A 26244-nucleotide genomic window follows, 5' to 3' on the forward strand; every position below is an offset into this window, starting at 1 on the left:
CATGAGCGAGTCCGCCACCCCCGACCGCCGCGATTCCATCGAGGACGCCCTCGCGGCGCTGAAGGCCGGCCGGCCGGTGATCGTCGTGGACGCCCATGAGCGAGAGAACGAGGGCGATTTCGTCGCCGCCGCCTCCACGATCACCGCGGAGACCGTCGACTTCATGCTGCGGCACGGCCGCGGCGTGCTCTGCGCCCCGATCACGAAGGATACCGCGGACCGCCTCGATCTGCGGCCGATCGTGGAGGAATCCGCGAACACCGCCCCGCACCGCACGCCGTTTCTGGTGCAGGTGGACCACATCGCCGCCGGCACCGGCGTCTCGCCGGAGGCCCGGGCTGCAACGCTGCGGGAAATGGCGAATTCGCACAGCGTCGCCTCGGACTTCGTCAAACCCGGCCATATTTTCCCCCTGCTGGCCAAGCCCGGCGGCGTGCTGCGGCGGGCCGGACATACGGAGGCCGTCACCGACCTGCTGGCCCTCGCCGGCCTGCCGCCGGTCGGTTGCCTGATCGAAATCGTCTCCGCCGACGGCAAGGGAATGGCCCGGGGCGAGGAGTTGCAGCGCCTCGCCGCGGAGCACGGCCTCTTGGTCGTCAGCATCGAGGACCTGATCCGCCACCGCACCTCGCGGGAACGCCTCGTCACCCGGGAGGCCGAGGTCCCGATCCCCACCCGCCAGTACGGCACGCCGCGGGTGATCGCCTACAAGGTGGAGCACCAGACTCAGGAGCCAGTCGCGCTGGTCTGGGGCGACCTGACCGATCAGCCCGGCGAGAAGCCGCCGCTGGTGCGGATGCACTCGTCGTGTTTTACGGGAGATCTGCTCGATTCGCTCCGCTGCGACTGCGGGGACCAACTGCACCTCGCCATGAAACGCTGCCACGAGGCCGGCCGCGGGGCGGTGGTCTACCTCCCGCAGGAGGGCCGCGGCATCGGCCTGACCGCCAAGCTGAAGGCCTACGAACTCCAGGACGCCGGGGCGGACACCGTCGAGGCGAACCACAAACTCGGTTTCAAGGCCGACCAGCGGGACTACATGGTCGGCCTGCAGATCCTGAAGGACCTCGGCCTCTCCCGCATCCGCCTGCTGACCAACAACCCCAAGAAGCGGGAGTCGTTCGTCAGCTCAGCCATGGGGCTGGAGGTGGTCGAACAGGTCCCGATCATCGCCCCCCCGGAACCCACCCGCGAAAAGTACCTCGCCACGAAGCGCGAAAAGATGGGGCACGCGCTGCCGTAGGTCGCCAAGGAATGCGTCACGCCGAGGCCCCGCGGGGCCTCGGCGTTACCTCTTCGATTTGCTCTTCTGCACGCTGTCGGGGGTCATCGTCGTGATGGCCGCGGACGCCGGGCAGATCACTCACTCTCGACTCGTTCGCCTCGTCGTGAGGCTGTTCTGAAAGACGTTCCGCACTCCGTCATGGAGTGGGCGGATGTCTTGGGGAGTCGTTAGCGAACCGAGCCGGGGGCCTGAGCCATCGTGGCGGCGGTCTGGCTGGTGGCGGCTTTGATCGCGGCGACCACGTCGGCGTCGCGGTCCAGGGGCAGGATCTCACGGTCTTCGCTGACCCGGACGTCCGGGGCGACGCCCTGGTCGGCCATCTGGCGATCGTTCGGGCTGTAGAACATCGCGGTGGTCAGCTTCAGGTCGCCGGCGACGGTGCGGACCGGGAAGTGGGTCTGCACGGTGCCCTTGCCGTAGCTGTTCCGACCGACGATCACCCCACGGCGGTTGTCCTGGATGGCGGCGGCGAAGATCTCGCTGGCGCTGGCCGAACCCTCGTCGACGATCACCGCCATCGGCACTTTCCAGGTCCGGGTCTGCTTGGCCGTAGCGGACATGTTGTCCTCGGCCAGACGGCCCCGGGTGCTGACGATGGTGCCGCTCGGCAGGAAGGTGTCGCTGATCGAAATCGCCTGATCCAGCAGGCCGCCCGGGTTACCGCGGAGGTCCATCACCAGGCTCTTCATCCCGCCCTGGTAGAGCTGCCACAGGGCGGCGTCCAGTTCGGTCTGGCTGGTCGCGGCGAAGCGATCCAGCTTCAGGTAGCCCACCTTGCTGCCGTCCGGGGCGGTCATCAGCTGCACGACGCTCACGGTTTTCAGTTCGACCCGAGCCCGACGCAGGTTGAAGGTGCCGAAGCGTTCGCCCCGCATCACCCGCAGCTGCACCGCGGTGCCCTCACGGCCGACGATCAAGTCGGCGGCGCCGTTCAGGCCCTTGCCGGCCAGATCCTGGCCGTCCACCTTCGTGATCACGTCGCCACGCTGCAAGCCGGCATTGGCGGCCGGGCCGCCGGCCAGCGGCTTGACGATCACCACGCCGCGTTCGTGCTCCTTCAGCTCCACACCCAGCCCGACGACGCTGGTGTCCAGGGCGCCGGCCGTCTGCTCCGCGGCGTACTGGGCCGGGATGACCGTGGCGTCGACGCCGTACCCGGTGCGGGTGTCGCTGGGCAGGAAGCCGCTGAACTTGTCGAGGGACTCCACGGCGCCGAACAGGAACTCCGCCGCCACCGCGTCGGCGCTCAGGCCGAGTTCGCTCTGGGCGAGGCTCGCCGTCTGCCGCATCACTTCCAGGGCGTCGGGGCGGTCCCGCACCGAGCGGGCGTTCATCCCGGCCAGACGGCTGCGGAAGCTCTGCACGCGGCCGGCGTCCGCCGTCATCCGGTGGGCCTGACGGAACGATTCGTTGCCGACGGCTTCCGACAGGTTCGCCAGGGCCATCGCCACGCGGTCGGCGTAGCTGTTCGGCTCCCGGTGACGGGCGTCGATCAGCTGGCTGCTTTCCACGTACAGGTTGACCAGCCGGGTCCAGCCGGTGCCGGTGGCGAACCGCACCACCTTCGGGTCGTCATAACGGTAGGAGAGACGATCCGCCGTGGCCGGCTGCGGCTTCGGAGTCGGCTGGGGAGCGGTGCGGCTGGTCGGCTCGGTCTGGTAGTTTTCGTACGGGCTGCGGGCCGGGGCCTGATCGCCGCGGCTGTACCCGCCGTTCGAGTCGTAGCGGGCGGTGGCGGACGGATCCGGGCCGAAGTCGAGGACGGTCCGTTCTTGGCCGAGGGCCACGGCGGGGACCAGCAGGGCCAGGCCGAGGGCGGCCAGTTCGATCAGCGAGCCGGCGGTGAATCCGACCTTGGCTTTGGGCCGCGCGGTCGGGGCCGTGCGGCCCTTGTACTGGCGGAGGGGAGTGGTGGCGTTCATCGCGTCAGAGTCCTTGCTGAGGCGGGCGTCGTCGCCCGGGTGATGATGGAGGAGGAAGGAAGCGGCAGCGGGAGGGATCAGGCGACGGCGGGCAGGGCGACGTAGCCGCCGTAAGCGACGCTCATCGGGAGGGCGAACTCGTCTTCGTCGAAGGTGAACGCGTCGTCGTCCTCGTCCTCGTTGACGCTGTTCGCGTCGGCGGCGGCTTCGACCAGCTCGCCGCGAAGGATGCGGACGTCGCCGGGGGCTTCGATGCCCAGCTTCACGGTGCCCTTGCCGGTGCGAATCACTTTGATGACAATATCGTTGCCGACGCGGATGGATTCGTCGGACTTGCGGGTGAGAACGAGCATCGTGCTGTCTTTCGTGGAGCGGCGGGGTCGGCCGCAGTTGTGGGTGACGGCTCGCATCGTCGCGGGCTGTCGGTAACGAAAAAGCTATTACGCATGGGCCGTGCCGTTTCCGGCACGGGCCGGCACAGGAGGGGTTGATTTGACGTAAGTCGTTGTCACAGCACGGGAAGAGCGTCACCGGGAGATTCCTTAGCACGCGAAGAGTTCCCCCGGCTTCTCCCGACGGACCACGGAGAATCTGCAAAGCGTGGATTGCAACATGACGGCGTTGCACTTTCGACACGCCTGCCGGCCCCTGCGACGCACGAACGGACGACACCGCCGTCCCGCTTGCACCCGTGCCGCCTCCGGCCGACACTCCGACCCATGGCCGATCCCGCCGCAAATCCGCAGATCACTCGGAGAGACGTCGCCCGGGTGGCGAAGCTCTCCCGGCTGGCGCTGAAGCCCAGCGAACTGAACGCCTTCACGAATCAGCTGCGGGCGATCCTGGGCTACGTGCACCTACTGGACGAGGTGCCCACGGGAGACGTCGAACCAATGGCCCACGCGATCGACGTGCGGGACGTGCTGCGGGAAGACGTGCCGACCCCGATGCTGCCGCGGGAGGCGGCCCTCGCCAACGCCCCGGCCAGCGACGGGGAATGCTTCCTGGTGCCCCAGATTCTCGGCGGGGAGTGACGACGCCCGTGCCGCCCGATCCCGCTCACGCCTACCCGACCGCTGCGGACCTGTCCGCCGCCATCCGCTCCGGCGACCGCACCGCCGCGGAGACCTCCGCGGCCGCCCACGCCCGCATCCGGGCGGTGGACGGCCGGATCAAAGCGTTCCTGCACACGGACGCCGACCGCTCTGCCGCCTTGGCCGCGGACGCGGATCGCCTGATTGCCGGCGGCAGTCAATCCGACCTCGCCGGCGTGCCGGTCGCGATCAAGGACAACCTCTGCGTCGAGGGGGAGCCCTGCACCTGCGCCAGTCGGATGCTGGCGAACTTCCGGCCGCCCTACACGGCGACGGCCGTGCGGCGCCTGCTGGACGCCGGGGCGGTGCCGGTGGGGCGAACGAACCTCGACGAGTTCGCGATGGGCTCCAGCACGGAGAACTCCGGCGCCGGCCCCACTCGCAACCCCTGGGACCCGGCGCGGGCGCCCGGCGGGTCCAGCGGCGGCAGCGCCGCGGCGGTCGCCGCGGGGATGGCTCCCATCGCCCTGGGCAGCGACACCGGCGGCAGTATCCGGCAGCCGGCCGCGTTCTGCGGCGTCGTCGGGTTGAAGCCGACCTACGGCCGGGTGTCGCGGTACGGCCTCGTCGCCTTCGCCAGTTCCCTCGACCAGATCGGGCCGTTCGCCCGCACGGTGCGGGACGCCGCCAGCGTGCTGCAAACGATCGCCGGCCACGATCCGCTGGACAGCACCAGCCTGTCCAACCCCGTGCCGGACTACCTCACGGATCTGGACGAGCCGCTCGCCGGTCTGCGGATCGGTCTGGTGGCGGATCACTTCGACGTCGGCCTCGATAAAGACGTCTCCGACGCGGTGAAGGGGGCCGTCGAGTTGTACCGCTCCCTCGGTGCGGAGGTGGTGGACGTCACGCTGCCGCACAACAAGTACAGCGTGGCGACCTATTACCTCGTCGCCCCCTCGGAGGCCTCCAGCAATCTGGCCCGTTACGACGGCGTGCACTACGGCCACCGGGCGGCAAAGTTCGATTCGCTGGAGGAGATGTACGAACGCAGCCGCGGCGAGGGCTTCGGCGACGAGGTGAAGCGCCGGATCATGCTGGGCACCTACGCCCTCTCCAGCGGGTACTACGACGCCTTCTACCTGAAGGCGATGAAGGTCCGCCGCCTGATCCAGCAGGACTACGTCGCGGCCTTCGAGAAATGCGACGTGATCGCCTCGCCGGTCACGCCGACGACCGCCTTCGCGATCGGGGAACTCGCCGACGACCCGCTGGCGATGTACCTCTCGGACGTTTACACGATCAGCGCGAACCTCGCCGGCATCCCGGCGATTTCGCTGCCGTGCGGGTTCTCCCGCGGCCTGCCGATCGGGCTGCAACTGCTCGGGCCGGCGCTGTCGGAGCCGAACCTACTGCGGACCGCCCGCATGTACGAGGCCGCCACCGATTGGCACACGCGGGTCCCCCCGCTTCAGGATCAGGCCGGTTTGTTTCAAACGGGTCAGGAACAGACGAAGGTGACGCCGTGAGCGCCGGGTCCCACGACGAGCGCCGGGCGACGCCCGTGATCGGGCTGGAGGTGCACGTCCAGCTCGCCACCCGCACCAAGCTGTTCAGCGGCTGCGCGGCGGACTTCGCCCCGGAAGAGCCCAACACCCGCACCGATCCGCTGGTGCTCGGTCTGCCCGGTTCGCTGCCCGTACTGAACGCCGCCGCGTTCCGTATGGCGGTGAAGGTCGGGCTGGCGCTGAACTGCGAGATTGCCCGCTTCTGTAAGTGGGACCGCAAGCAGTACTACTACCCGGACCTGCCGAAGGGCTACCAGATCAGCCAGTACGACCTGCCGGTCTGCGGCGAAGGCTGGCTGGACATCGACGGCGACGAGGGGACTAAGCGGATTCGCATCACCCGGGCGCACCTCGAAGAGGACGCGGGCAAGAATATGCACGCCGGCGGCGTCAGCCGCATCGACCTGAACCGGGCTGGCACCCCGCTGGTGGAGATCGTCTCCGAACCGGACATGCGCAGCGCCGCGGAGGCCCGGAGCTACCTCGAACGGCTCAAACTGCTGCTGACCTACCTCGGCGTTTCCGACTGCAACATGCAGGAGGGCAGCCTGCGCTGCGACGTGAACGTCAACTTCAAAGTCGAGACGCCCGACGGGGTGAAGGCGACGCCGATCTGCGAGGTGAAGAACCTCAACTCCTTCCGCGGCGTCGAGGCGGCGATCGAGTTCGAACGCACCCGCCAACTGGATGAATTCGACCGCACCGGGCAGACGATCAAGACGGCTCCCAAAAGCACCCGCGGTTGGGATCCGGACAAGCAAGTCACCGTTGCCCAACGGACGAAGGAAGAGGCCAGCGACTACCGCTACTTCCCGGACCCGGACCTCGTCCCCGTGACCCTCACCGAAGAGGCGATCGAGGCGCTGCGGGGCGAACTGGGCGAGTTCCCGGCCGACCGCCGCGTGCGGATCGGCGAGGTGTGGGAACTGAGCGACTACGACGCCGGCGTGATCATTGAACGCGGCAGGCCCTTCGCGGATTACTTCGAGGAGGTCGCCCAAATGGCAGACGACGGCAAGCGAGCCGCGAACTGGTGCACCCAGGACGTGCTACGCGACCTGTCGGAACTGAATTACGAGATCGACACGTTCCCGATTCCCGCCGGGACGCTCGGCCACCTGCTCAAACGGGTCTCCGCCGGGGAGCTGAACACGAAGGCCGCCCGAGACGTCTACGCAGATCTGCTGGCCCGGCCGCGGGACCAGAACGGGCCGGAGACGGTCGACGCGATCGTCGACGAGCGCGGCCTGATCGCCGTCACCGGCGGCGCCGAACTGGAAGCGGCCATCGACGACGCCCTCGCCGACCCGAAAAACGCGGTGGCCGTCGAGACGGTCCGCGACGGCAAACAGCAGGCGGTCGGCCCGCTGATGGGTCAGGTGCTCAAGAAGGTCAGTGGCGCCGACCCGAAGACCGTACGGGCGATGCTGCTCGAACGGATCGGCGGGACGGGTTAGCTGCGACGCCGCGCAACGTCGCTCCGCCCGGCCTGAGGGAAACGAAACGGAACGCCCCCCTCCGCGGCTGCGGAGGGGGGCGTTCGTTCTTTAGAACTGGACAGAGAACCGGCGGCTGAGATTAATCAGCGTCCGCGGCGGCGTGTCGCCAGAGTCGGAAGTTGATCACGGCCATGGCCAGCGTGTTCCACGCTTCGATCGCCTCCTCCCGCCGGTCGTACCGCACCCGCAGCCGCCGCAGGCCCTTCACCCAGCCGATCGTCCGCTCCACCACCCACCGCACCTTGCCAAGCCCGCTGCCGTGCGGCGTCCCGCGTTTGCGGATGAAGGGTTCGATCCCCAACGAACGCAGTACGTTCCGCGTCGCCTCGCTGTCGTAGCCAGCGTCCGCGTACAGCCGGTCCGGGGTTTCCTTCGGCCGACCCGGCTTGCCGCCGACCTTCGGAAACTCCTCCTTCACCAGCGGGAGGATCTGCGTGTGGTCGCTGGCGTTGGCGCCGGCCACTTTCACCCCCAGCGCCGCCCCGTTCCGGTCGACCATCAGACTGTATTTGCAGCCCGGTTTGCCGCGGTCGACGGGGCTGGGGCCAGTTCGCTCGCCGGCCCCGTGAGCCCGCACCAAGACCGAGTCGACGATCGCGGTCTCGTGCTTCAACTCGCCGTCTCGGCGGAGCAGCCGCAGAAAGTCGAGGTGCACGCGGGCCCAGACGCCGAGATCCTCCCACTCGATCAGTCGACACCGGGCGGTCTCGCCGGAGCAGCCCATGTCGGGGGGCACGTCCCGCCAGCGGCAGCCGGTGGTCAGGACGTACCACAGGACCTTCAGCACAGTGCGGTTGGGCGTGCGGGGTCGGCCGCCCTCGGCGCCGACCGGGCGGTCCGGCGGCAGGTGGTGGGCGGCGACGTCGGCGAACTGTTCGGGCAGGCGGCATTGGGCCATGACGCGTCCTCAAAGGGCTGGTTTAGACCTTTAAGGCGCAAATCCCGTGCCGAGGTTCTCTGTCCAGTTCTTACGGAAGCTCGTCTTCCACGGGCGGGAGAGTGAGCACTTTGACGAGGCAGTACGCCAACACCACCAGCACCGTGGTGATGGACGTCCCCATGATGATCCAGCCGAGCACGGTCATGCGATCTCTCCGGTAGCGGTTTTTTGTTCCAGTTCAGCGGGATCCCAACGCCGGGCGGTCACGCCGATTGTCACGACGATCAGAGCGAGCAGGCCCAGTACGCCCAGCACCGCCCCCAGCGCCGGGCGGTTCTCCGTTTCTGCGAGAGCAGAGAGCCGGTCCGGCAGATTCTGCACGCAGAACGCCGTGAACACGATCAGCAGGAAGGCCGGGGAGACGTATTTGAGCAAGTACTGCACGAAGCGGGGCACCCGGATGTGGGCGCCGACGTGCATCTCCCGCTCGCCCTTCTCGATGCCGAAGGCCCAGCCGTACATCAACACCTGGGCCAGAGCGAGCACGAACAAGGCGAAGGTGCCGATCCAGAAGTCGACAGTATCCAGCACCATCAGCCCCTCGGAGAAGAAGGCGATCGTGCCGGTGCCGAGGATGCCAAGCACGAGCAGCACCGCGACCGCCCCGTTGCGGCCGATCTGCAACGCTTCCTCCAGGAAGGCGAACACCGGGTTCAGCATGCTCACGCTGCTGGTCACCGCGGCGAGGAACAGCATCGTGAACCAGGCGAATCCGAACCACTGGCCGCCGGGCATCTGAGCGAAGACGTTCGGCAGCGCGTTGAACCCGAGGCCGAACGTGCTGAGCGTCCCGGCCGACACGCCCAGAAAAATGAACGCCGCCGGGAGGGTGATCATCCCGCCGAGGCAGACCTCGAAGAACTCATTCATGCTGCTGGCCGTCAGACCGGACAGGGCCACGTCGTCCCGACGCTTCATGTAGCTGGAGTAGTTGATGACCACGCCGAAGCCGACGGACAGGCTGAAGAAGATCTGTCCCGCCGCCGCGAGCCACGTTTCGCCGTTGAGCAGCGCCTTGAAGTCCGGGTTCCACATGAAGCCGAGCCCGGCCTCCACGTCTCGCTCCGGTGCGTCGGCGACCGGGGCCCCCAACGTCATCACCCGGATCAGCACGATCACCGCCAGCACGACCATCGCCGGGATCGCGATTTTGCAGAACGTCTCGATGCCCTTGTCGACGCCGCGCCAGATCAGGAAGAAGTTCAGGGCGAAGGTCGCCGCGAGGATGTAGAGCGTCTTGCCGCTGAACAATGCCCCGTTCTCGTTCGCGCCGACGAACCCGTTGAAGTGGTCGCCGTAGGCGTCGACGTCGGTCCCGAGGTTCAGATTGCCCATCAGGTAATCGATTGCGTAGCCGAGACACCACGCTTCGATCAGCACGTAATAGAAGTAGATCGACAGCGGGATCAGTACCGCCAACGCCCCGAGATACTTGGCGAACCTGTTCCGCCACACGCTGGCGTAGATGCCGGGAGCGCTGTTGAAGCCCTTCAGGCCGCCGTACCGGCCGATCGTCCACTCCACCCAGGCCAGCGGAATGCCCAGGATCAGTAGGGAGATGAAGTAGGGGATCATGAAGGCCCCCCCGCCGTTCTGGGCCGCCTGCCCGGGGAACCGCAGGAAGTTGCCGAGCCCGACGGCGCTGCCGGCCACGGCGAGGATCACGCCGATCCGGCTCCCCCAGGCCGCCGCGGGGGAATCCGGCGGCGGGGCGTCGATGGCCTCCGCGTTGTGGGGCGGGGCGGGGGGCACTGCGGAAACGTCGTCGCTCACGGAAAAGCTCAGGGACAGTCGGTCGGGGAAACTCCGGGGCCGGCGGGCGCGATCGGATGCTAGCTGTCGTGGACGCTCATCGAAACCGTCGCTGAAACGGCCGCCGACGACCCCGCGTTCCCGCGGGGACCCACCGCATCGTCGCGGATTACCTAAGCCGGTGGGATCGCATCTCAATCCCGCCGCATCGATGGCATTTCTCGCACCCCCCGTTGTTGAAACGTTTCGCCCCCGTACGATGGACCTGTGAGCGATCCCGTTTCCGCCGCCGACCGCACCCTCCTCGTCCGCCTGAACCGGCGGTCGCGGGCGGGGATTGAAGAGCTGTGCGACGACCTCGGCGTGACCGCCACCGCGGTGCGTCAGCGTCTCGCCCGGTTGACCGACGCCGGGTTGATCGACCGCCGCCCCGTCAGTGTCGGTCGCGGCCGGCCTCGTCACCTTTACGGTCTCACGCCGGACGGACGGCGGGCTCTCGGCTCTAACTATCAGGAGCTGGCGGACGCGATGTGGTCGGCGCTGTCGGAGGTGGAGGACGAGAAGGTTCGCGCGTTCCTGTTCGGCCGTCTGCAGGACACCCTCGTCTCCCGTTACGGCGGCGACTCCGCGGGGGAGGGTGAGTTGCTCCAGCGACTCGCGGGGCTCCGCGACGCCTTAGAGGTGCACGGGTTCACCGTCGAAATCGACGACAGCGGTCCGCTGCCGATCCTGCGCGAGCACCACTGTCCGTACCTCGACATCTCCGAGGACGATCCGCAGATCTGCGAGTTGGAACAGCGCGTCTTTGAGCGCGTGTTGGGCACCGGCGTGTCGTTGACCCGCTGCTGCCGGGACGGCGACTCCTGCTGCGAGTTCACGCCTGAAGGCCCCGCCCTGACCCATCTGTCCCCGGCGAATGCGGGGGTGACGCCATGAGTCTCGCCGCTGTTCCCGCCGCTGCGTTCGCCGATGATCCCGGCGTCACGTTCGCCGAACGCGCCCCGACCTCCCAGCCCGCCGACGGCGGGTGGCTGGAGGGGCGGTTCGAGGAGAACGTCGTTCTCACAACGCTGTCGCAGGCCCTCAACTGGGGGCAGGCGAACGCGATTTGGCCGATGACCTTCGGCATCGCGTGCTGCGCGATGGAGATGATGGCGATCGGCGGTCCGCGGGTGGACCTCGAACGCTTCGGTTGCGGGGCCTTCCGGGCCTCGCCCCGACAGGCCGACCTGATGATCGTCGCCGGCACGGTGACGCACAAAATGGCGTCGCGCTTGCGTCGGCTCTACGAGCAGATGCCCGAACCGAAATACGTGTTGGCGATGGGCGCCTGCACGGTCGGCGGCGGTCCGTACTTCAAGCACGGTTATCACGTCGTCAAAGGCGTCGATCTGGTGGTGCCGGTGGACGTGTACGTCCCCGGCTGTCCGCCTCGGCCCGAAGCGCTGCTGGAAGGCATCCTGCGGCTTCAGGACCGGATCAACGCCCGCACCCTCGCCCGCCGGTCAGGAGAGACCGGCGAGCGCCTCCCTATTCCGCATCATACCGGTCGCGTCGCCCTGCCCGTGTTGGCCGGCGAATCCGTGACCGTTCGGCCGCTGGCCGTCTGACGCGTATTTCCTTCCTCCAGTGTTCCGGCCGGACGTTCGCGTCCGGTCTCACGGCGAGTCTATCGAGCGCGATGAGTACCCTTCAAATCACCGATCTGCACGTCTCCGTCGGCGACACGCCGATCCTGCGCGGCGTGAACCTCACGCTCAACAGCGCGGAGGTCCACGCCCTGATGGGGCCGAACGGCAGCGGCAAAAGCACCCTCGCCTACGCCCTGGCCGGCCATCCCGGCTACACGGTGACCTCCGGCAGCGTCACGCTCGACGGAGAAGAGGTCGTCGGGATGGAAGCCGATCAGCGGGCCCGCAAGGGGCTGTACCTCGCCTTCCAGTACCCGGTGACGATTCCCGGCGTGAAGGTGGCCGACTTCCTGCGGCACGCCGTCTCTAACGTCCGCAACCCGGACCGCAAGGAGGGCGGGGAACTGATCTCCATGCGGGAGTACCGCCGCGAACTTTACGAGCGGATGGACGAGTTGAGCGTCGACCGCGCCTTCGCCCGCCGCTACCTCAACGAGGGCTTCAGCGGCGGGGAGAAGAAGCGGATGGAAATCCTCCAGATGGCGATGCTCCGGCCGCGTTTCGCCTTCCTCGACGAGACCGACAGCGGCCTGGACACCGACGCGGTGAACGTGGTCTCCGAGGGCGTCGCCAAGCTGGCCGCGGAGCAGAAGATGGGCGTCCTCATCATCACGCACCACGATCGCCTGCTGCACTACAACACGCCGGATCACACCCACGTGATGCTGGGCGGGAAGATCGTCGAGAGCGGCGGCGCCGACCTCGCCGCGGAACTGTACACGGACGGCTACGCCGGCGTTCGCGATCGTCACCCGGAAGTCGCCGCCGAGGCGGACGCCCGCCGCGAGGCCGCCCCTCCGGAATTGGTGGGGGCCTGAACGCCGGGGGCGTCCGTCCCGCGGCCCGCGTGACCTTCGCCCCGTTCCTGCGGTTAGTCCTTCCCACGACCTCCCTATCTCCACACTGCTATGCCCGCCACCCTCGACACCCCGCCGAACGCCGGCGCCCGCGACTTCGAATCCCCAGTCGCCGATCGGCCGGACGTGGACCTCGGCAACTATCGCTTCGGCTTCCACGACCAGACCGACACGTACGCCTTCAAGTCCCGCAAGGGCCTGGACAGGGAGATCGTCGCGCAGATCTCGGAGATGAAGGGCGAACCCGCCTGGATGCGGGACTACCGGCTCGACAGCCTCGCGCTGTTCGAGAAGCGGCCCATGCCCACCTGGGGCGGCAAGCTGGGTGACATCAACTACCAGGACATCTTCTACTACATGAAGGCCAGCAGCGGGCAGGAGCGCAGCTGGGACGACGTGCCGGAGGACATCCGTAAGACCTACGAGAAGCTCGGTATCCCCGAGGCGGAGCAGAAGTATCTCTCCGGCGTGAAGGCCCAGTACGAGAGCGAAGTTGTCTACGGCTCGCTCCAGCAGGACCTCGTCGATCAGGGCGTGATCTTCACGGACACCGACAGCGCCCTGCGGGAGCACGAAGATCTGTTCCGCGAGTACTGGGCGACGGTGATCCCCGCGGACGATAACAAGTTCAGTGCTCTGAACAGCGCCGTCTGGAGCGGCGGGAGCTTTATCTACGTCCCGAAGGGCGTGCAGATTAAGTTCCCGCTCCAGGCCTATTTCCGCATCAACAGCGAGAATATGGGCCAGTTCGAGCGGACCCTGATCATCGTCGACGAGGGGGCGAACATCCATTACGTCGAAGGCTGCACGGCCCCGACGTACAGCTCCAACTCGCTGCACAGCGCCGTGGTGGAGATCGTCGTCAAGAAAGAGGGCCGTTGCCGGTATTCGACCATTCAGAACTGGTCGAACAACGTCTACAACCTCGTCACGAAGCGGGCCCACGTGTACGGCGACGCGACGATGGAGTGGGTCGACGGCAACCTCGGCTCGCGACTGACGATGAAGTATCCGGCCTGCCACCTGCTGGAGGAGGGCGCTCGCGGGGAGACGCTGTCGATCGCCTTCGCCGGCCCCGGCCAGCACCAAGACGCCGGCGCCAAGATGGTGCACGCCGCCCCGAATACCTCCAGCCGGATCATCTCCAAGTCCCTCAGCAAGGACGGCGGCCGCGCCTCCTACCGCGGGCTGGTGAAGATCATGGACGGGGCGACCGGCTCCAAGAGCAACGTCGTCTGCGACGCGCTGATCCTCGACCCGCAGAGCAAGTCCGACACCTACCCGTACATCGAGTGCGAGGAGGCGGACGTCTCGCTGGAGCACGAGGCCAGCGTCTCCAAGATCGCCGAGGATCAGCTGTTCTATCTGATGAGCCGCGGCCTTTCCGAGGCCGAGGCCAGCGGGATGATCGTCACGGGCTTCATCGAGCCGCTCGTCAAGGAGCTGCCGATGGAGTATGCGGTCGAGATGAACCGCCTGATCGAACTGCAGATGGAAGGCAGCGTGGGCTGAGGCGGTCCGCCGCGTCCGAGACCAGGAGCCGCCGTGAGCGCCGACCCGTCCGACATTCCCATGTACACCCGCGAGGAGTATCTCGAGTTCGAGCGAGACGCTCTGACGAAGCACGAGTTCTACCGCGGTCGCATTCGCGCCATGAGCGGCGCGAACGCTCCGCACGTGCTGATCTCGGGGAACGTGCTTCGCCACCTCGGGAACACTCTCCGAAGGGCCGGCGGCGGCGGGTGCTACGTGTTCAATTCGGACATGCGGATCCACTGTCCCGACGGTCGCGACACCTACCCGGACCTGTCGGTGTGCTGCGGCGAACCCGATTATTTTCGGTACCGCGGCACCGACACGCTCCGCAATCCGGAGGCGATCGTCGAAGTGCTGTCGAAGTCGACCGCGGACGAGGATCGCGGGCCGAAGTTCGCCAGTTACCGACAGATCCCGTCCCTGCGGGAATATTTACTGCTCGCCTACACCCACCGGGCGGCCGAGCGATATGTGAGAACCGAGACCGGCTGGATTTACGCCTCGTTCCGACCGCTGGACGGCGACGACCGATTCCCGCTGCTTTCCACTGAAATTGCGTTCGACGACGCCTACGCCCTGACGGGCCTGCCGGACGAGCCGCCCGGACCGTTCCGACTGGTGCGGGCCGAGGACGAACCCAGACACGAACCGCCCGCCGAGATCGGCGACGAAGAAGCGAGTTGCGACTTATGAAAACCGCCCTAACTGCCGTTTCCGCCCCCGCCACGTTCGACGCCGAGGCGTTTGAGCGGTTTCTCGAATCACGCACCGAGCCCGCCTGGGTGACGGAGCGGCGGCGGGAAGCCTTCGCGGAGTACCTCGCCCACCTCGCCGTGCCGGATCCGGCCGAGGAGTACCGGCGGGTCGAACTGCGGTTCCTGCGGCCCGAGAAGTTTGCGATCGCCGAGTCCGGAACCGCGCCGGAGGAGTTCGTCGGCGGGATGACCGACGCTGCCGGCTTCGGCGGCCGTGCGGTGCACGCGGACGGGGCGGCCTCGCATGTTGAGTTGTCCGACGAGGCGAAGCAGGCCGGCGTGGTGTTCGGTTGCCTCTCGGACCTCGTCAACACGCACGGCGATCTGCTCGAACCGTACCTGATGACCAAGGGCGTCAGTGCGGAGGCAGACCGTTTCGCCGCCTGGCACGGCGCCTTCTGGACCGGCGGCACCGTGCTATACGTGCCGCGGAACGTGTCGCTCAAACAGCCGCTGCACAGCCTGATCGGGTTGAGCGGCGAAGGGAAATGCGACCTCTCCCACACGCTGGTGATTCTTGAGGACGGCGCCAACGCGGCCCTGCTGGAAGAAACCGCCAGCCTCGGCGACGGTGCCGGTCTGCACGTCGGGGCCGTGGAGCTGTTCGTCGGCGACGGGGCGAACCTGCGGTACGCCCAACTCCAGAACTGGAATACCAACACGCTGCACTTCGCCCACCAGTGCGGCCGCGTCGGCCGGGACGGCCTGCTCCAGTGGACCGTCGGCGGCCTCGGCGCGAAGCTCGCCCACGTGCACCAGGACGTGATGCTGGACGGCCGCGGCGCCCGTGGGGAAGTGAACGGCGTCACGTTCTCAACCGGCCGTCAAAACCTCTCGTACTACACGCAGCAGGCCCACAACGCCCCGGACACCGACAGCGACCTGCTGTATAAGACGGTGCTCCGCGATAAATCGAAGGTCGTCTGGCGGGGCATGATTCGGGTCGAGGAGATCGCCCAGCGGACCGACGGTTATCAGCGCTGCGATTCGCTGATGCTCTCCGCAGACGCCCGCAGCGACAGCATCCCCGGGCTGGAGATCGAGGCGGACGACGTCCGCTGCACCCACGGCGCCACGACCGGCCGGGTGGACCAGGAACAGCTCTTTTATTGCCGCAGCCGCGGGCTGATGGAGTCGGAGGCGATGCACATGATCGTCGCCGGCTTCTTCGAGCAGGTGCTGGACCGCGTGAACGTGGAACCCGTTCGCCGAGCCCTCGCGGCCGCCACGGAGCGTAAGCTGGGCATCGGCGACTAAGCCGCCCGCCCGCTCGTTCTCCCCTCCATTGACCCCAGCCCGCTTCGCTCCGATGCCCGCCGAATCCGAACTCGTCGACGCCCTCAAAGAGGTCATCGATCCTGAATTGATGGTCAATATCGTCGATCTGGGCCTCGTCTACGAGGTGACCCCGCCGACGGAGGAGGGGGGCGAGGCAAAGGTCTCCATGACGCTCACGAGCCCGGCCTGCCCGGCCGGCCCGCAGATCATGCAGAACGCGAAAGCGGCTGTGGAGCGCGTGGAAGGCGTTGGCGAATGCGACGTGACGCTGACGATGGATCCGCCGTGGTCGCCGGAGCGGATGACCGAAGACGCCCGCGATCAGCTCGGGATCTTCTGATCCGGAACGGTCTCCGTGGGGCTGACGACACGTCCCGTCGCCTGTGTCGCGGTTCTGTCCTCGACGGCCCGGTCCGCCCGGTGCGGAGCCGCGACAACTCCTCGCGTGTACGGCTGTTCCCCGAGGAAATCTGTCGCCGGCTCCGTCCCTCGTCAGATCTTCACACCTGCCGGGGACTTGTGACGGCGGCACGGGGATCGCTACGAGCGGAACGTTCCGCGCGATGCGAAAAATCGGTCTTCCGCAGGCTGTTTCGACACGCCGCGTCACGCTACTCCTCTTGCCATGTCGGGCAGCGCCGAGCCCGACGATGGACCCGCCCGCGAACCCGCCGCCGAACGCCCGTGCCGCCCGCTCACGCGTCTCAGTCCTCCCCCACCTCGGCGTCCTCCAGCACTGCGTCCGCCAACGCGACCGCGGATCCGCGACTTTCGGGTCTGATGCTGGTCTGCGAAGAAGCGAAGGCCCCGCTGCCGCGGCCGCGATTGGCGCTCGGCCAGCCGACCACCCGCCGCTGGAGCATGGACCGGGATCTCGACGCGGTCGCCGATTGCGGCTTCGACTCCATCGGATTGTGGAACGGCAAGTTCCGTTCGCGGTCGCGGCGGGAAGTGGCCCGGGCGATCCGGCGGTCCGGCGTGGCGGTCAGCAGCCTGTCGTGGATCGGCGGGTTCACCCAGGGCGATGAGTTCGACCGGCGGCAGGCGTGGTTCGAAGCGGCAGAGGCCGTCAAGCTGGCGGGCGAGGTGGGGGCGAAGTGTATCTGCGTCGCCACCGGCGGCAACGGCTGCTTCACGGAGCGGCACGCGGCCCAGAACCTCATTCCGGGCACCCTGCGAAAACTCGCCGCGATGGCGGCGGAGTTCGACGTCTCCATCGCCGTCCAGCCGCTGCCGGGCCGCCTAGTGCGGGACAGCGTCGTGCGGTCCGTCTCAGACACGCTCAAACTGCTGGACCGGGTTGACCGGCCGAACGTCGGCATGGCGCTGCCGACGCTGCTGATGGCTCGAAATCCCTCGCTGGTCAACCGGGTGCACGAGTTCGCCCACGCGGTGAAGCTGGTCAAGCTGTCGGACTGCCGCGTCAGCGGGGCCCGGGGCGAGCGACGCGGGCAGGGGCAGTACCCGGGCCACGGTTCGTTGCCGCTGGCGACCTTGGTGCATCGGCTCGCGGAGTGCGGCTATCGGGGCGACTACGAACTGGACGTCTGGAACCGCAGGGCCTGGGAGCGGCAGGATCATGCGGAGAGCCTGCGTCGCACCGTTCGCTGGTTCGCCGATCTGCACGACGCGGGCCGCTGAGGCGGACGGCGTCGCGGGGGTGACGCGGCGCCGGGCCCAGCGGTACGGTGCTGGCCCGTTCCCCGAACCACTCCGCCCGCGTCCGTGCCCGTCGATCTGCCGCAACCGCTGGACGTTATTGCCGTCGGTGCCCACCCGGACGACGTAGAAATCGGCTGCGGCGGCACGCTCGCCCGGCTGGTGGAACAGGGGTACCGCGTCGGTTTGGTGGATCTGACCGACGGCGAGCCGACCCCCGGCAGCAGCGGACGTGAGGAACGGCTGGCGGAAGCGAAGGCCGCGGCGGAGGTTCTCGGTCTGCACCACAGGCAGACGCTCGACCTGCCGAACCGGCGGCTGTTCGATTCCTTCGAGGCCCGCTGCGAACTGGCGAAGGTGTTTCGCCGGTTCCGGCCGAAGGTGGTGCTGGGGATCGCGGACAAAACGCCGATGGCCTCGCCGGACCACTGGCAAGCGACGCAGATCACCGACGCCGCGGTCTTTTACAGCCGGCTGTGCAAGTGGGACGAGCACTTCGACCACCTGCCGGTGCACCGGATTGACAAGCAGGTGTGGTATCCGCTGGGCTTCAGCACGACCGCCCTGCCGCCGCACGGCGGAGCGTTCGTCGCCGATATCACGGCGACCTACGAGAAGAAGATCGCCGCGGTGAAGTGCTATAAGTCGCAGTTCCCCGCGGAGAAGAAACGCGTCTGGAGCATCCTGGAGGGCGCCAGTCTGTCCAACGGGGCCGCCGCCGGGTTCGAGCGGGGCGAGATGTTCCTCTCCGCCACCACCGTGGGCACTCGCGACTTCCTGCAAACCGTCCTGCCGGCGGTCGACCCGGTAGACGCGCCCTAACCGGCGGCCGGCCGCCCGGCGGGTCTCGCGGGTCCGTACGACCGGCGGGATGTGGGGCGGAGTTCGCCGAAGACGGGCCGGTCGTGTGCCTCGGGGGTGCCGGTGTCGTAGACTGGACGTTGACTTTCCCGTACCGCTCCGGCCCCCACTCCCCCGCCCGCCGTGCTGTTCATGGGCCGCTCCGCGTCACCGAAGCCGATCCAACTGCGGCACGGGGTGCTGAGCATCACGGGGAACTTTCGCAAGAACAACGAGGACAGCGCCTTCGTCGACCCCGACGGGCGGTTCTTCGTCGTCGCCGACGGCATGGGCGGACAGGCGGCCGGCGAGAAAGCCAGCGCCATGGCCGTGGAGATGATCCCGGAGGCCCTGGTCGCGAAGCTGGACTTCAAGCGGGCGGGTAAGGAGACTGTCTCCGCGCTGCTGGACCGCGCCGTCGCGGAGGCCAACGCGGAGATCATGGCCGCCGGGGCGCTCGACCCGGAGCAGAATCAGATGGGCACCACGGTGGTGTTCCTGGTCGCGGCGGGAGGCCTGCTGCATGTCGGCGGCGTGGGCGACAGCCGCGTCTACCTGCTCCGCGACGGTCAGCTCCGGCAGCTCACCACCGACCACAGCCTCGTGCAGGCGTTAGTGGAAGCCGGCACGATCAAGCCGGAGGAGGCGGCGACGCACCGCTACAAAAACGTGCTGTATCGCTACCTCGGCAGCAAGGAAGGCGGGCAGGGCGCCTGCGTAAAGGCGTTGGAGCCGCGGCGGGGCGACCGGTTCCTGCTGTGCAGCGACGGGGTGACGGACGGGCTGGACGGCGATCCGCTACGCGAACTGCTGCGTTCGCAGGCCGATCCTCAGGCCGCGGCGGAAGCTGTCGTGCAGGCGGCCCAGGACGGCGGCTCGAAAGACAACATTACCTGCCTGATCGTCGACGTGGCCTGACTCGGGAGCGCCGGTCCGGATTCGTCCCGGGGGAACCATCCCGGCGAGCCTTCCGTGAAGGTCGCGGACCGTCCCGCGGTTAGGAACGTCGCACGTTCGACCGCACGATCCCCCGTGCCGCTCTGCGCGGGTCGATCGGCTTGGCTCGACCACCGAGATTCCCGCCTGTCAGCGCCGGGGGCTTGCCCACCCCCGCCGGTCGTGAAGAATACGTCATCTCTGACGACGTCGCTTCAGCGCACGGTCGCGTCGGCGTGTTCGGCCGCAGGCCTTCCAGGCCCGGCCCCGGCAACGCTCTTCCTCCCACGAACCACCGGTCCCGCTTCCGATGAGACGTCGAATCCGCTTTCTTCAGCCGCTCGTTTGGTCGGCCGCCGCGTGCCTGATCGGGCTCGCCCCCGTCGCGGTCGCGGCGGACGACAAGCCGGAGTTTCCCGAACACGCCAAGGTGCTGGAGGGGTTCGATAAGGTCGCCAGCCCCACTAAGGCCGACGGCACCGCGGAGAAGCCACTCTGGACGCTCTGGACGCGGTCCAAAGACGGCCAGATGTACGCGGAACTGCCCAGCGGCTTTGCCGCGCAGCAGTACTTCGTCGCCCTGACCGTCGCCAGCGGCGAGGAGTTCGCCGGCCTACAAGCGGGCGACCTGTACGTGAAGTTCCGGCGCTACGACAAGGTGCTGGCGGTGATCGCCCCTAACGTCGACGTGCGGACCACCGAGAAAGAGGCCAAGGCCTCCGTCGAGCGGCTGTTCACCGACCGCGTGCTGATGGAGATCCCGATCGTCACGATCGGCCCCGGCGGCGGCCCGGTGATCGATATGGACGCGCTCTGCGTCGGCAACGCCTCGCAGTTTTTCCAGGGGCTGTCGCTCAGCCGCAGCACGCCGCGGATTTTCAGCATCAAGCAGGCGAAGGCGTTCACGGAGAACGTCGAAGTCGCCTTCGAGGTCCCCGGCTCCGGCGGACAGCTCAAAACGCTGCATTACAGCTTCAGCGTGCTGACCCCCAGCCCCGGCTTCAAACCCCGCGACGCGGACCAGCGCGTCGGCTATTTCACGACCGCCTACAGCGACTACGGCAAGTACGAGAGCGACGAGACCCGCATTCGCTATATCACCCGTTGGCACCTGGAGAAAGCCGATCCGAAGCTGCAGCTCAGTCCGCCGAAGGAACCGATCGTTTTCTACGTCGAGCACACCACGCCGGTCCGCTATCGGCGCTGGGTGAAGGAAGGCATTCTCGCCTGGAACAAGGCCTTCGAGAAAATCGGCATTGAGGACGCCATCCAGGTCGAATATCAGGACGCCGGCACCGGCCGGCACATGGATAAAGACCCGGAGGACGTGCGTTACAACTTCGTCCGCTGGCTGAACAACGACATCGGCACCGCGATCGGCCCGTCCCGGATCAATCCGGAGACCGGCGAAATTCTGGACGCCGATATCATTCTGACGGACGGCTGGATTCGTCACTTTCAGATGCAGTTCGACAAGGTGATGCCGAAGGTCGCCATGCAGGGCATGGGGCCGGAAACCCTCGCCTGGCTGGCCGAGCACCCCTCCTGGGACCCGCGGGTCCGCTTCGCCGAGCCCGGTGACCGGGCCCACGTGGCCGCGGCGATCGCCCGGCAGGCCTTCGACCCGCTCGCCGGTCATGCCGCCGGCAGCGTGGGGACCGAGATGATGGGCGACGACCAGTTCGACGGCCTCATCGGCACCGGCGTGCAGCGGAACGGCCTCTGCCTCGCCGCCAATGAGAAGGGCGCCGAACTGGCCGCCCTCCGCATGGAACTGGCGATGCGGGCGTTCGACAAAAAGGAACTGAAGAAAAAGAAGGCCGAGGAGGCCAAGGCGAAGGCCGAATCCGAGGCGAAAAAGGAAGCCGCCGACGGCGAGGACGACGCCGAGAAAAAGGACGAGGACCCCGCCGAGGACGGCGAGGAGCAGCCGGACGAAGAGGCCGAATCGCCCGAGAAGGACGACGACGCGGACGAGGACGAGGCCCAGTTGCTCGACGGCATGCCGGAGAGCTTCATCGGCCCGCAGCTCGCCCACCTGGTCGCGCATGAGGTCGGCCACACGCTCGGCCTGCGGCACAACTTCAAGGCGACCGCGGTCTCCCGCTTCGACGAGATCAACGGCGGCACGGGCCTGATCGCCACCAGCGTGATGGACTACACGCCGATCAACATCCGCTTCCACGCCGGCGAAAAGCAGGGCGCCTACGCGATGGAGGGCATCGGCCCGTATGACGTCTGGGCGATCGAATACGGCTACGTTGCCGACGCCAAGGAACTGCCCAAGCTGCTCGCCAAGAGCACCGAGCCGGAACTCGCCTTCGGCACCGACGAAGACACCTCCGGCCCCGACCCCTTCGCCCGGCGGTACGACTTCGGCTCCGACCCGCTGACCTACGCCAAGGACCAGATGGAGTTGATCAACGACCGCCGCACCAAGCTGCTCGAAGCGTTCGTCGAGGACGGCGACGGCTGGTTCAAGGCCCGCGAAGGTTACGAGATGACGCTCTCGATGCAGATGCGGCAGCTCGGGATGATGTCCAACTGGGTCGGCGGCGTGTTCGTCCGCCGCGACGTGAAGGGGCAGGAGGGGGCGAAGCCGCCGCTGTCGGTCGTCGAGGCGAAGGATCAGCGCGAGGCGCTGGAGTTCGTGATCGAGAACAGCTTCCGCGACGGCGCCTACGGCCTCACGCCGGAGTTGCTCTCCCACCTCACCACGGCGAAGTGGATGGACGGCAACGGCTGGCAGAGCGCCATGAGCGACAGCGTCTTCCCTGTGCACGACCGCATCGAGGGGATGCAGGCCTCCGTGATGACCCAGTTGCTCAACCCGACCGTCCTGCGGCGGGTCTACGACAACGAGTTGCAGGTCCCCGCCGGCGAGGACGCCTTCACCCTGCCGGAACTGCTGGAGACCGTGCGGACCGCCGTGTGGACCGAGTTGGTGAAGGCCCCCGAGGGCGACTTCAGCCCGCGGAAGCCGATGATCTCCAGCCTGCGGCGCAACCTGCAGCGGGAGCACGTCAGCCGACTGATCGACCTCAGCCTGCCGGGGGCCGGGAACGGGGCGGCCTTCAAGCCGATCTCCAACCTCGCCTCGATGCAGCTCAAGGAGATCGCCGACGAACTCGGGACCTTCCTGAAGGAGCACGGCGACCGGGCCGACGCCTACACGAAGGCCCACCTGATGGAGGCGGAGTCGATGATCCGCAAGGCGTTGGACGCGGAGTACATCTATAACGCGAACGAAATCGGCGGCAGCTCCGGCCGGCCGATGATCATCTTCGGCAACGAGCCTGCCGCCGCGAACCGGCGCTGAGGCGACGTTCGACCGCTGAGTTTCGACCGCCCCGCCGGCTTGCCGGCGGGGCGGTTTTGCGTGCGCCGCCGGTCCGACTGGCGTCGGGCGTGCGGACGGACGAAGCGAGGAGGGATGAGGACCCGCCTCGCCGCCGCCGTCGCCCTGATCGCTGCATGGACCGGCGCGGGGTGCAGCGAAGCCCCGCGGCCGCGAACGCTGTCGGTCCGGGCGGACGCGGCGACGCCGTTGTCCGAACGTGACTTCGCGGACTTTCTGCGCCTTGCGGAGACGCTGGGACCGGAACGGATGCAGCCGCTCGCGGCGGCCCTGCCGACGGCGGCGGATTGGCCGGCGGAATCGACCCGCACCGTCGCCGTGCTGGCGGCGGAACAGGAACGGGACGTGCGGGAGCGGCTCCGCGGGTCCGACTTCGCGGCGGCGCTGGCGACGACGCCGCGGGCGCCGGGCTGGCTGGAAGAACTCGGCATGTCGGCGGAGCGCTTCGCCTCGATCGGCGCCGCGATCGGTCTGGCGACGGCGGCGAACGATCTGCCGGACGAACGCGAACTGAAACGGCTCCGCGGCGAGGCGATCCGGCGGATGGCGCCGCTGGCGGACGACCATCGCCTGTTCGGTCGGCTGCTTGAGGCCGACGCGGCCGCCGTTCGGCGACAGGCCGCCTGGATTCCGCGGGCGGCGCTGTTGGAGGCCCTGCTGGAGTGCCCGCCGGAGAATCGCCGGCTGGCCCGCGTATACGGCGACCGACTGGCCGAGGCGCTGCCGGAGGGGTTCGATCATACCGCCCTCGATCGCCTGCTGACGGACCGGGAACGGGCCGCGATCCCCTTCCACGAGACGAACCCGGAGCGGGACGACGCCCGCCTCTATTGGAACGGGGCGGCCGTCGTCGTCGGCCCGGTCGCGGATTAGGACGCCGCGAAGTTAGCCCAGCAGGGACTTGCCGATCCGGCGAGAGGGGCCGACACTCGCCCGCCTCTCTCCGCCCGACCGGCTGCCGTGTCCGACGCTTCCGCTTCCGAATCCGCCCCCCCGGCCGCCGCCGTCCCGCCGCCCGCCCACGCGCCGGGGAGCCCTTGGCGAGGGGCCGGATTGGTTGTGATCACGCTGGCGCTGATCGCTCCGATCGCGGCGTGGCTGCTGCTCGACTGGCTCACCGACGGAGACGCCACCTTCGGGACGATGGTGCTGCTCGGGACCCTGTCGGCCGCGGCGTTGGCGGCGTTCTGCCTGCTGTGGTTCTACTCCGGCTGGACGTGGCGTGCCCGGCTCGGGACGACGGCCGCCGCCGCCGCCGTCGTCGGCGGCCTCTGGTTCCTGTTCCCCCCGCAGTGGAACGGGGCGATGCAGATCAGCGGGTTCCGCTACCGCTTCGCTCCGAATGCGGAGGAGCGAATCGCGGCGTTCGTCGCGGCGAACCCGGAGGCGCCAACCGCGGCGAAGCAGGCCGCGGACGCACCGCCGCTGGTCGCCGGCCCCGACGACTGGCCCGGCTTCCGGGGTCCGGGGCGGGATGGAATAAAGCTCGACGCCGCCATTCCCACGAACTGGGCGGAGGACCTGCCCGAGACGGTCTGGCGGCACCCCGTCGGCTTGGGGTGGGGCGGGTTCAGCGTGGTCGACGATCGCTGCTTCACGCTGGAACAGCGGGGGAACGAGGAGACCGTGGCCTGTTACGACGCCGACAGCGGAGCCCCGCTCTGGACGCACGGCGAACCGGCCCGGTTCCCCCGGATCGCCCCCAACGGCGGCGACGGCCCGGCCAGCACGCCGCTGTTTCACGAAGGAGCCGTTTACAGCATGGGATCGACCGGGCTGGTCACCTGCGTCGACGCCCGTACCGGCACGCTGCGCTGGAAGCGTGAACTGATTCCCAGCGGCGAGAACATTCAGTGGGGCCTAGCGTGCAGCCCGCTGATCGTCGACGGCGCCCTCGTCGTGCTCCCCGGCGCCGCGGCCGGGCCGGGATCTGCGTTCATGGGGCTCGATCCGGCGACCGGCGAAACCCTCTGGGCCAGCGGCGACGACGCCGGCAGCTACAGTTCGCCCGTCACGGCGGAACTGGGGGGCGTCCGGCAGATCCTCGCGTTCGGCGCCACGGCGCTGCACGGCCTGTCCGTCGACGGCGCCCCCCTGTGGGAGATCCCCTGGACGAACCAGGCCGAGGTGAACGCCGCCCTGCCGCTCGTCGTCGCCGACCAAGTGTTCCTCTCCAGCGGCTACGGCACCGGCGCCGGCCTCTACAAGGTCGCCGACTCCGGCGACGACTGGGGGACGGAGGAAGTCTGGCGGACGGAGAACCGCTTCAAGCTGAAGTTCAACGACGCGATCCTGCACGAGGGCTTCGTCTACGGCCTCGACGAAGGCATCCTCAGTTGCGTTGAGTACTCCTCCGGCAAACGGATGTGGAAGCGGGGCCGCTACGGCTACGGGCAATGCCTGCTGCTGGGAACCGAGAACGGCGAGCCGGTTCTGCTGATCACCTGCGAGGACGGCGACCTGGCGCTGGTCGCCGCCTCCCCCGACGGGTTCGAAGAACTGATCCGCTACAGCGACGCCGCCGGCGAGACGCTGCTGTCCGGCATCTGCTGGAACCACGCCGCGTATTTCCGCGGACGGCTCCTCTGGCGCAACGGCACCGAGGCGGTCTGCGTGCGGCTGGCGGAGGAACCCGCGCCGAGCGAACCGGCGTCCGACGAGGCGACGAACTGAGGGTGAGCTCGGAGCGCAAGCTCCGGCCATCGGCGCAGCCGGCGGAACGACGTACGGCCGGAGCTTGCGCTCCGGGCTCACGGGGCGCGCCGTGCTCCGGTCAGACCGACTCTAACGAACCGCCCGGACGGCCTCGGTTTTCTGGCTGGCTTCGCCGACGCCGAAGTCCTCGGTCCCGGGGCCGAGCTTCACGCGGAACTTCACCCCGCCCACGCCGAGTTCGTCGTCCGGCAGCAGGGCTCCGCGGGTAATGCGCTGGCCGTTGACCGTGGTGCCGTTCGTGCTGCCGAGGTCGCGGACGAACAGCAGGCCGTCGGTCTTGACCAGCAGGCAGTGCAGGGCGGAGACGCTGTCCCGCTCGATGATCACGTCGCACACGTTGCGTTTGCGGCCGATGACGGTCAGGTCGCGTTTGAGCCGGACCGCCGGACCGACGGGGGGAAGCAGTTCGGCGCGCATCGGGGGCGGGCGGGCGGGTCGCGGCGGCGGAGAGGGGACTGTGCAGAGTAACACCGCCGCGGCCCCGACGGACCGGTTGCGGGTGGACCCTGCGCCCGATACGGTTCCGCCCCGCCGCCCGCGGCCCGCGCCCCCGGTCTAACCGGACCGCTCCGCCTGGGAACGGCCCCCATGGGGGGGCCGACCGCGCGCCGGCGTTCGC

Annotated in this window: 22 protein-coding genes; 17 read left to right on the forward strand and 5 right to left on the reverse strand. The window is 68.3% G+C overall.

Annotation, left to right across the window (positions count from 1 at the left end; genetic code table 11):
- Window position 1 precedes the first annotated feature (1 nt).
- Complete coding sequence (gene ribA / locus CA12_RS18060) at window positions 2-1243, forward strand: GTP cyclohydrolase II (protein WP_145360385.1); 1242 nt, start codon at window positions 2-4, stop codon at window positions 1241-1243.
- Window positions 1244-1452: 209 nt separating this feature from the next.
- Here the strand turns inward: ribA and CA12_RS18065 are convergent, their stop codons facing one another.
- Complete coding sequence (locus tag CA12_RS18065; RefSeq protein WP_145360386.1) at window positions 1453-3207, reverse strand: S41 family peptidase; 1755 nt, start codon at window positions 3205-3207, stop codon at window positions 1453-1455.
- Window positions 3208-3284: 77 nt separating this feature from the next.
- Window positions 3285-3560 carry a carbon storage regulator gene (locus tag CA12_RS18070; RefSeq protein ID WP_145360387.1) on the reverse strand — a complete coding sequence of 92 codons (276 nt, stop codon included), beginning with the start codon at window positions 3558-3560 and terminating at the stop codon, window positions 3285-3287.
- Window positions 3561-3926: 366 nt separating this feature from the next.
- On the opposite strand from CA12_RS18070, the gene gatC reads away from it, so the two are divergent.
- From gatC to gatB, 3 genes are read left to right on the forward strand one after another with little or no spacing between them, the layout of a single operon-like run.
- The gene (gene gatC / locus CA12_RS18075) at window positions 3927-4241 is read left to right on the forward strand and encodes an Asp-tRNA(Asn)/Glu-tRNA(Gln) amidotransferase subunit GatC (protein WP_145360388.1); all 315 of its coding nucleotides are present in this window, start codon (window positions 3927-3929) and stop codon (window positions 4239-4241) included.
- A complete protein-coding gene (gene gatA / locus CA12_RS18080) occupies window positions 4238-5770 on the forward strand; it encodes an Asp-tRNA(Asn)/Glu-tRNA(Gln) amidotransferase subunit GatA (protein WP_242688009.1) in 1533 nt (510 codons plus the stop codon). Before gatC ends, gatA begins: the two co-directional genes overlap by 4 nt.
- A complete protein-coding gene (gatB, locus tag CA12_RS18085) occupies window positions 5767-7266 on the forward strand; it encodes an Asp-tRNA(Asn)/Glu-tRNA(Gln) amidotransferase subunit GatB (protein WP_145360390.1) in 1500 nt (499 codons plus the stop codon). The genes gatA and gatB overlap by 4 nt, the downstream gene beginning before the upstream one ends.
- 121 nt (window positions 7267-7387) lie before the next feature.
- On the opposite strand, the gene CA12_RS18090 is transcribed toward gatB, so the two are convergent.
- Together CA12_RS18090 and CA12_RS18095 are read right to left on the reverse strand one after the other, a co-directional pair.
- Window positions 7388-8206 (reverse strand): IS5 family transposase, encoded by an 819-nt coding sequence (locus CA12_RS18090; protein ID WP_145360391.1) that lies wholly within the window; start codon window positions 8204-8206, stop codon window positions 7388-7390.
- A 183-nt stretch (window positions 8207-8389) separates the two neighbouring features.
- Window positions 8390-10021 carry a sodium-dependent transporter gene (locus CA12_RS18095; RefSeq protein ID WP_242688011.1) on the reverse strand — a complete coding sequence of 544 codons (1632 nt, stop codon included), beginning with the start codon at window positions 10019-10021 and terminating at the stop codon, window positions 8390-8392.
- A gap of 246 nt (window positions 10022-10267) precedes the next feature.
- Between CA12_RS18095 and CA12_RS18100 the strand changes: the two genes are divergently transcribed.
- The 13 genes from CA12_RS18100 (at window position 10268) to CA12_RS18160 (ending at window position 25583) form a co-directional block, all read left to right on the forward strand.
- Entirely contained in the window at window positions 10268-10936 is a 669-nt protein-coding gene (locus tag CA12_RS18100; protein WP_145360392.1) for a helix-turn-helix transcriptional regulator, read from the forward strand.
- Window positions 10933-11610, forward strand: a complete 678-nt coding sequence (locus CA12_RS18105) for an NADH-quinone oxidoreductase subunit B (protein WP_145360393.1) — start codon at window positions 10933-10935, stop codon at window positions 11608-11610. The genes CA12_RS18100 and CA12_RS18105 overlap by 4 nt, the downstream gene beginning before the upstream one ends.
- Window positions 11611-11681: 71 nt before the next feature.
- The gene (gene sufC, locus CA12_RS18110) at window positions 11682-12509 is read left to right on the forward strand and encodes a Fe-S cluster assembly ATPase SufC (RefSeq protein WP_145360394.1); all 828 of its coding nucleotides are present in this window, start codon (window positions 11682-11684) and stop codon (window positions 12507-12509) included.
- A 90-nt stretch (window positions 12510-12599) separates the two neighbouring features.
- Complete coding sequence (sufB, locus tag CA12_RS18115; RefSeq protein ID WP_145360395.1) at window positions 12600-14060, forward strand: Fe-S cluster assembly protein SufB; 1461 nt, start codon at window positions 12600-12602, stop codon at window positions 14058-14060.
- 33 nt (window positions 14061-14093) lie between these two features.
- The gene (locus CA12_RS18120) at window positions 14094-14777 is read left to right on the forward strand and encodes a Uma2 family endonuclease (protein ID WP_145360396.1); all 684 of its coding nucleotides are present in this window, start codon (window positions 14094-14096) and stop codon (window positions 14775-14777) included.
- On the forward strand, window positions 14774-16096 hold the full coding sequence (gene sufD / locus CA12_RS18125) for a Fe-S cluster assembly protein SufD (RefSeq protein WP_145360397.1): 1323 nt from the start codon (window positions 14774-14776) through the stop codon (window positions 16094-16096). The genes CA12_RS18120 and sufD overlap by 4 nt, the downstream gene beginning before the upstream one ends.
- A gap of 52 nt (window positions 16097-16148) precedes the next feature.
- Complete coding sequence (locus CA12_RS18130) at window positions 16149-16457, forward strand: metal-sulfur cluster assembly factor (protein ID WP_145360398.1); 309 nt, start codon at window positions 16149-16151, stop codon at window positions 16455-16457.
- A 440-nt stretch (window positions 16458-16897) separates the two neighbouring features.
- Window positions 16898-17758, forward strand: coding sequence for a sugar phosphate isomerase/epimerase family protein (locus CA12_RS22225; RefSeq protein WP_165700845.1), 861 nt, complete (start codon window positions 16898-16900; stop codon window positions 17756-17758).
- An 84-nt stretch (window positions 17759-17842) separates the two neighbouring features.
- Complete coding sequence (locus CA12_RS18140; protein WP_145360400.1) at window positions 17843-18598, forward strand: PIG-L family deacetylase; 756 nt, start codon at window positions 17843-17845, stop codon at window positions 18596-18598.
- Between the two features lie 171 nt (window positions 18599-18769).
- A complete protein-coding gene (locus CA12_RS18145; protein WP_165700846.1) occupies window positions 18770-19534 on the forward strand; it encodes a PP2C family protein-serine/threonine phosphatase in 765 nt (254 codons plus the stop codon).
- A 328-nt stretch (window positions 19535-19862) separates the two neighbouring features.
- Entirely contained in the window at window positions 19863-22871 is a 3009-nt protein-coding gene (locus CA12_RS18150) for a zinc-dependent metalloprotease (RefSeq protein ID WP_145360401.1), read from the forward strand.
- A gap of 114 nt (window positions 22872-22985) precedes the next feature.
- Window positions 22986-23783 carry a hypothetical protein gene (locus CA12_RS18155; RefSeq protein WP_145360402.1) on the forward strand — a complete coding sequence of 266 codons (798 nt, stop codon included), beginning with the start codon at window positions 22986-22988 and terminating at the stop codon, window positions 23781-23783.
- Window positions 23784-23870: 87 nt separating this feature from the next.
- Complete coding sequence (locus CA12_RS18160) at window positions 23871-25583, forward strand: PQQ-binding-like beta-propeller repeat protein (protein ID WP_145360403.1); 1713 nt, start codon at window positions 23871-23873, stop codon at window positions 25581-25583.
- 111 nt (window positions 25584-25694) lie between these two features.
- Here CA12_RS18160 and CA12_RS18165 read toward each other — a convergent pair whose 3' ends face one another.
- Window positions 25695-26042 carry an FHA domain-containing protein gene (locus CA12_RS18165; protein WP_145360404.1) on the reverse strand — a complete coding sequence of 116 codons (348 nt, stop codon included), beginning with the start codon at window positions 26040-26042 and terminating at the stop codon, window positions 25695-25697.
- Window positions 26043-26244 lie beyond the last annotated feature (202 nt).

Origin of the sequence: Alienimonas californiensis, assembly GCF_007743815.1 — a bacterium.
Taxonomy (GTDB): Bacteria; Planctomycetota; Planctomycetia; order Planctomycetales; family Planctomycetaceae; genus Alienimonas; species Alienimonas californiensis.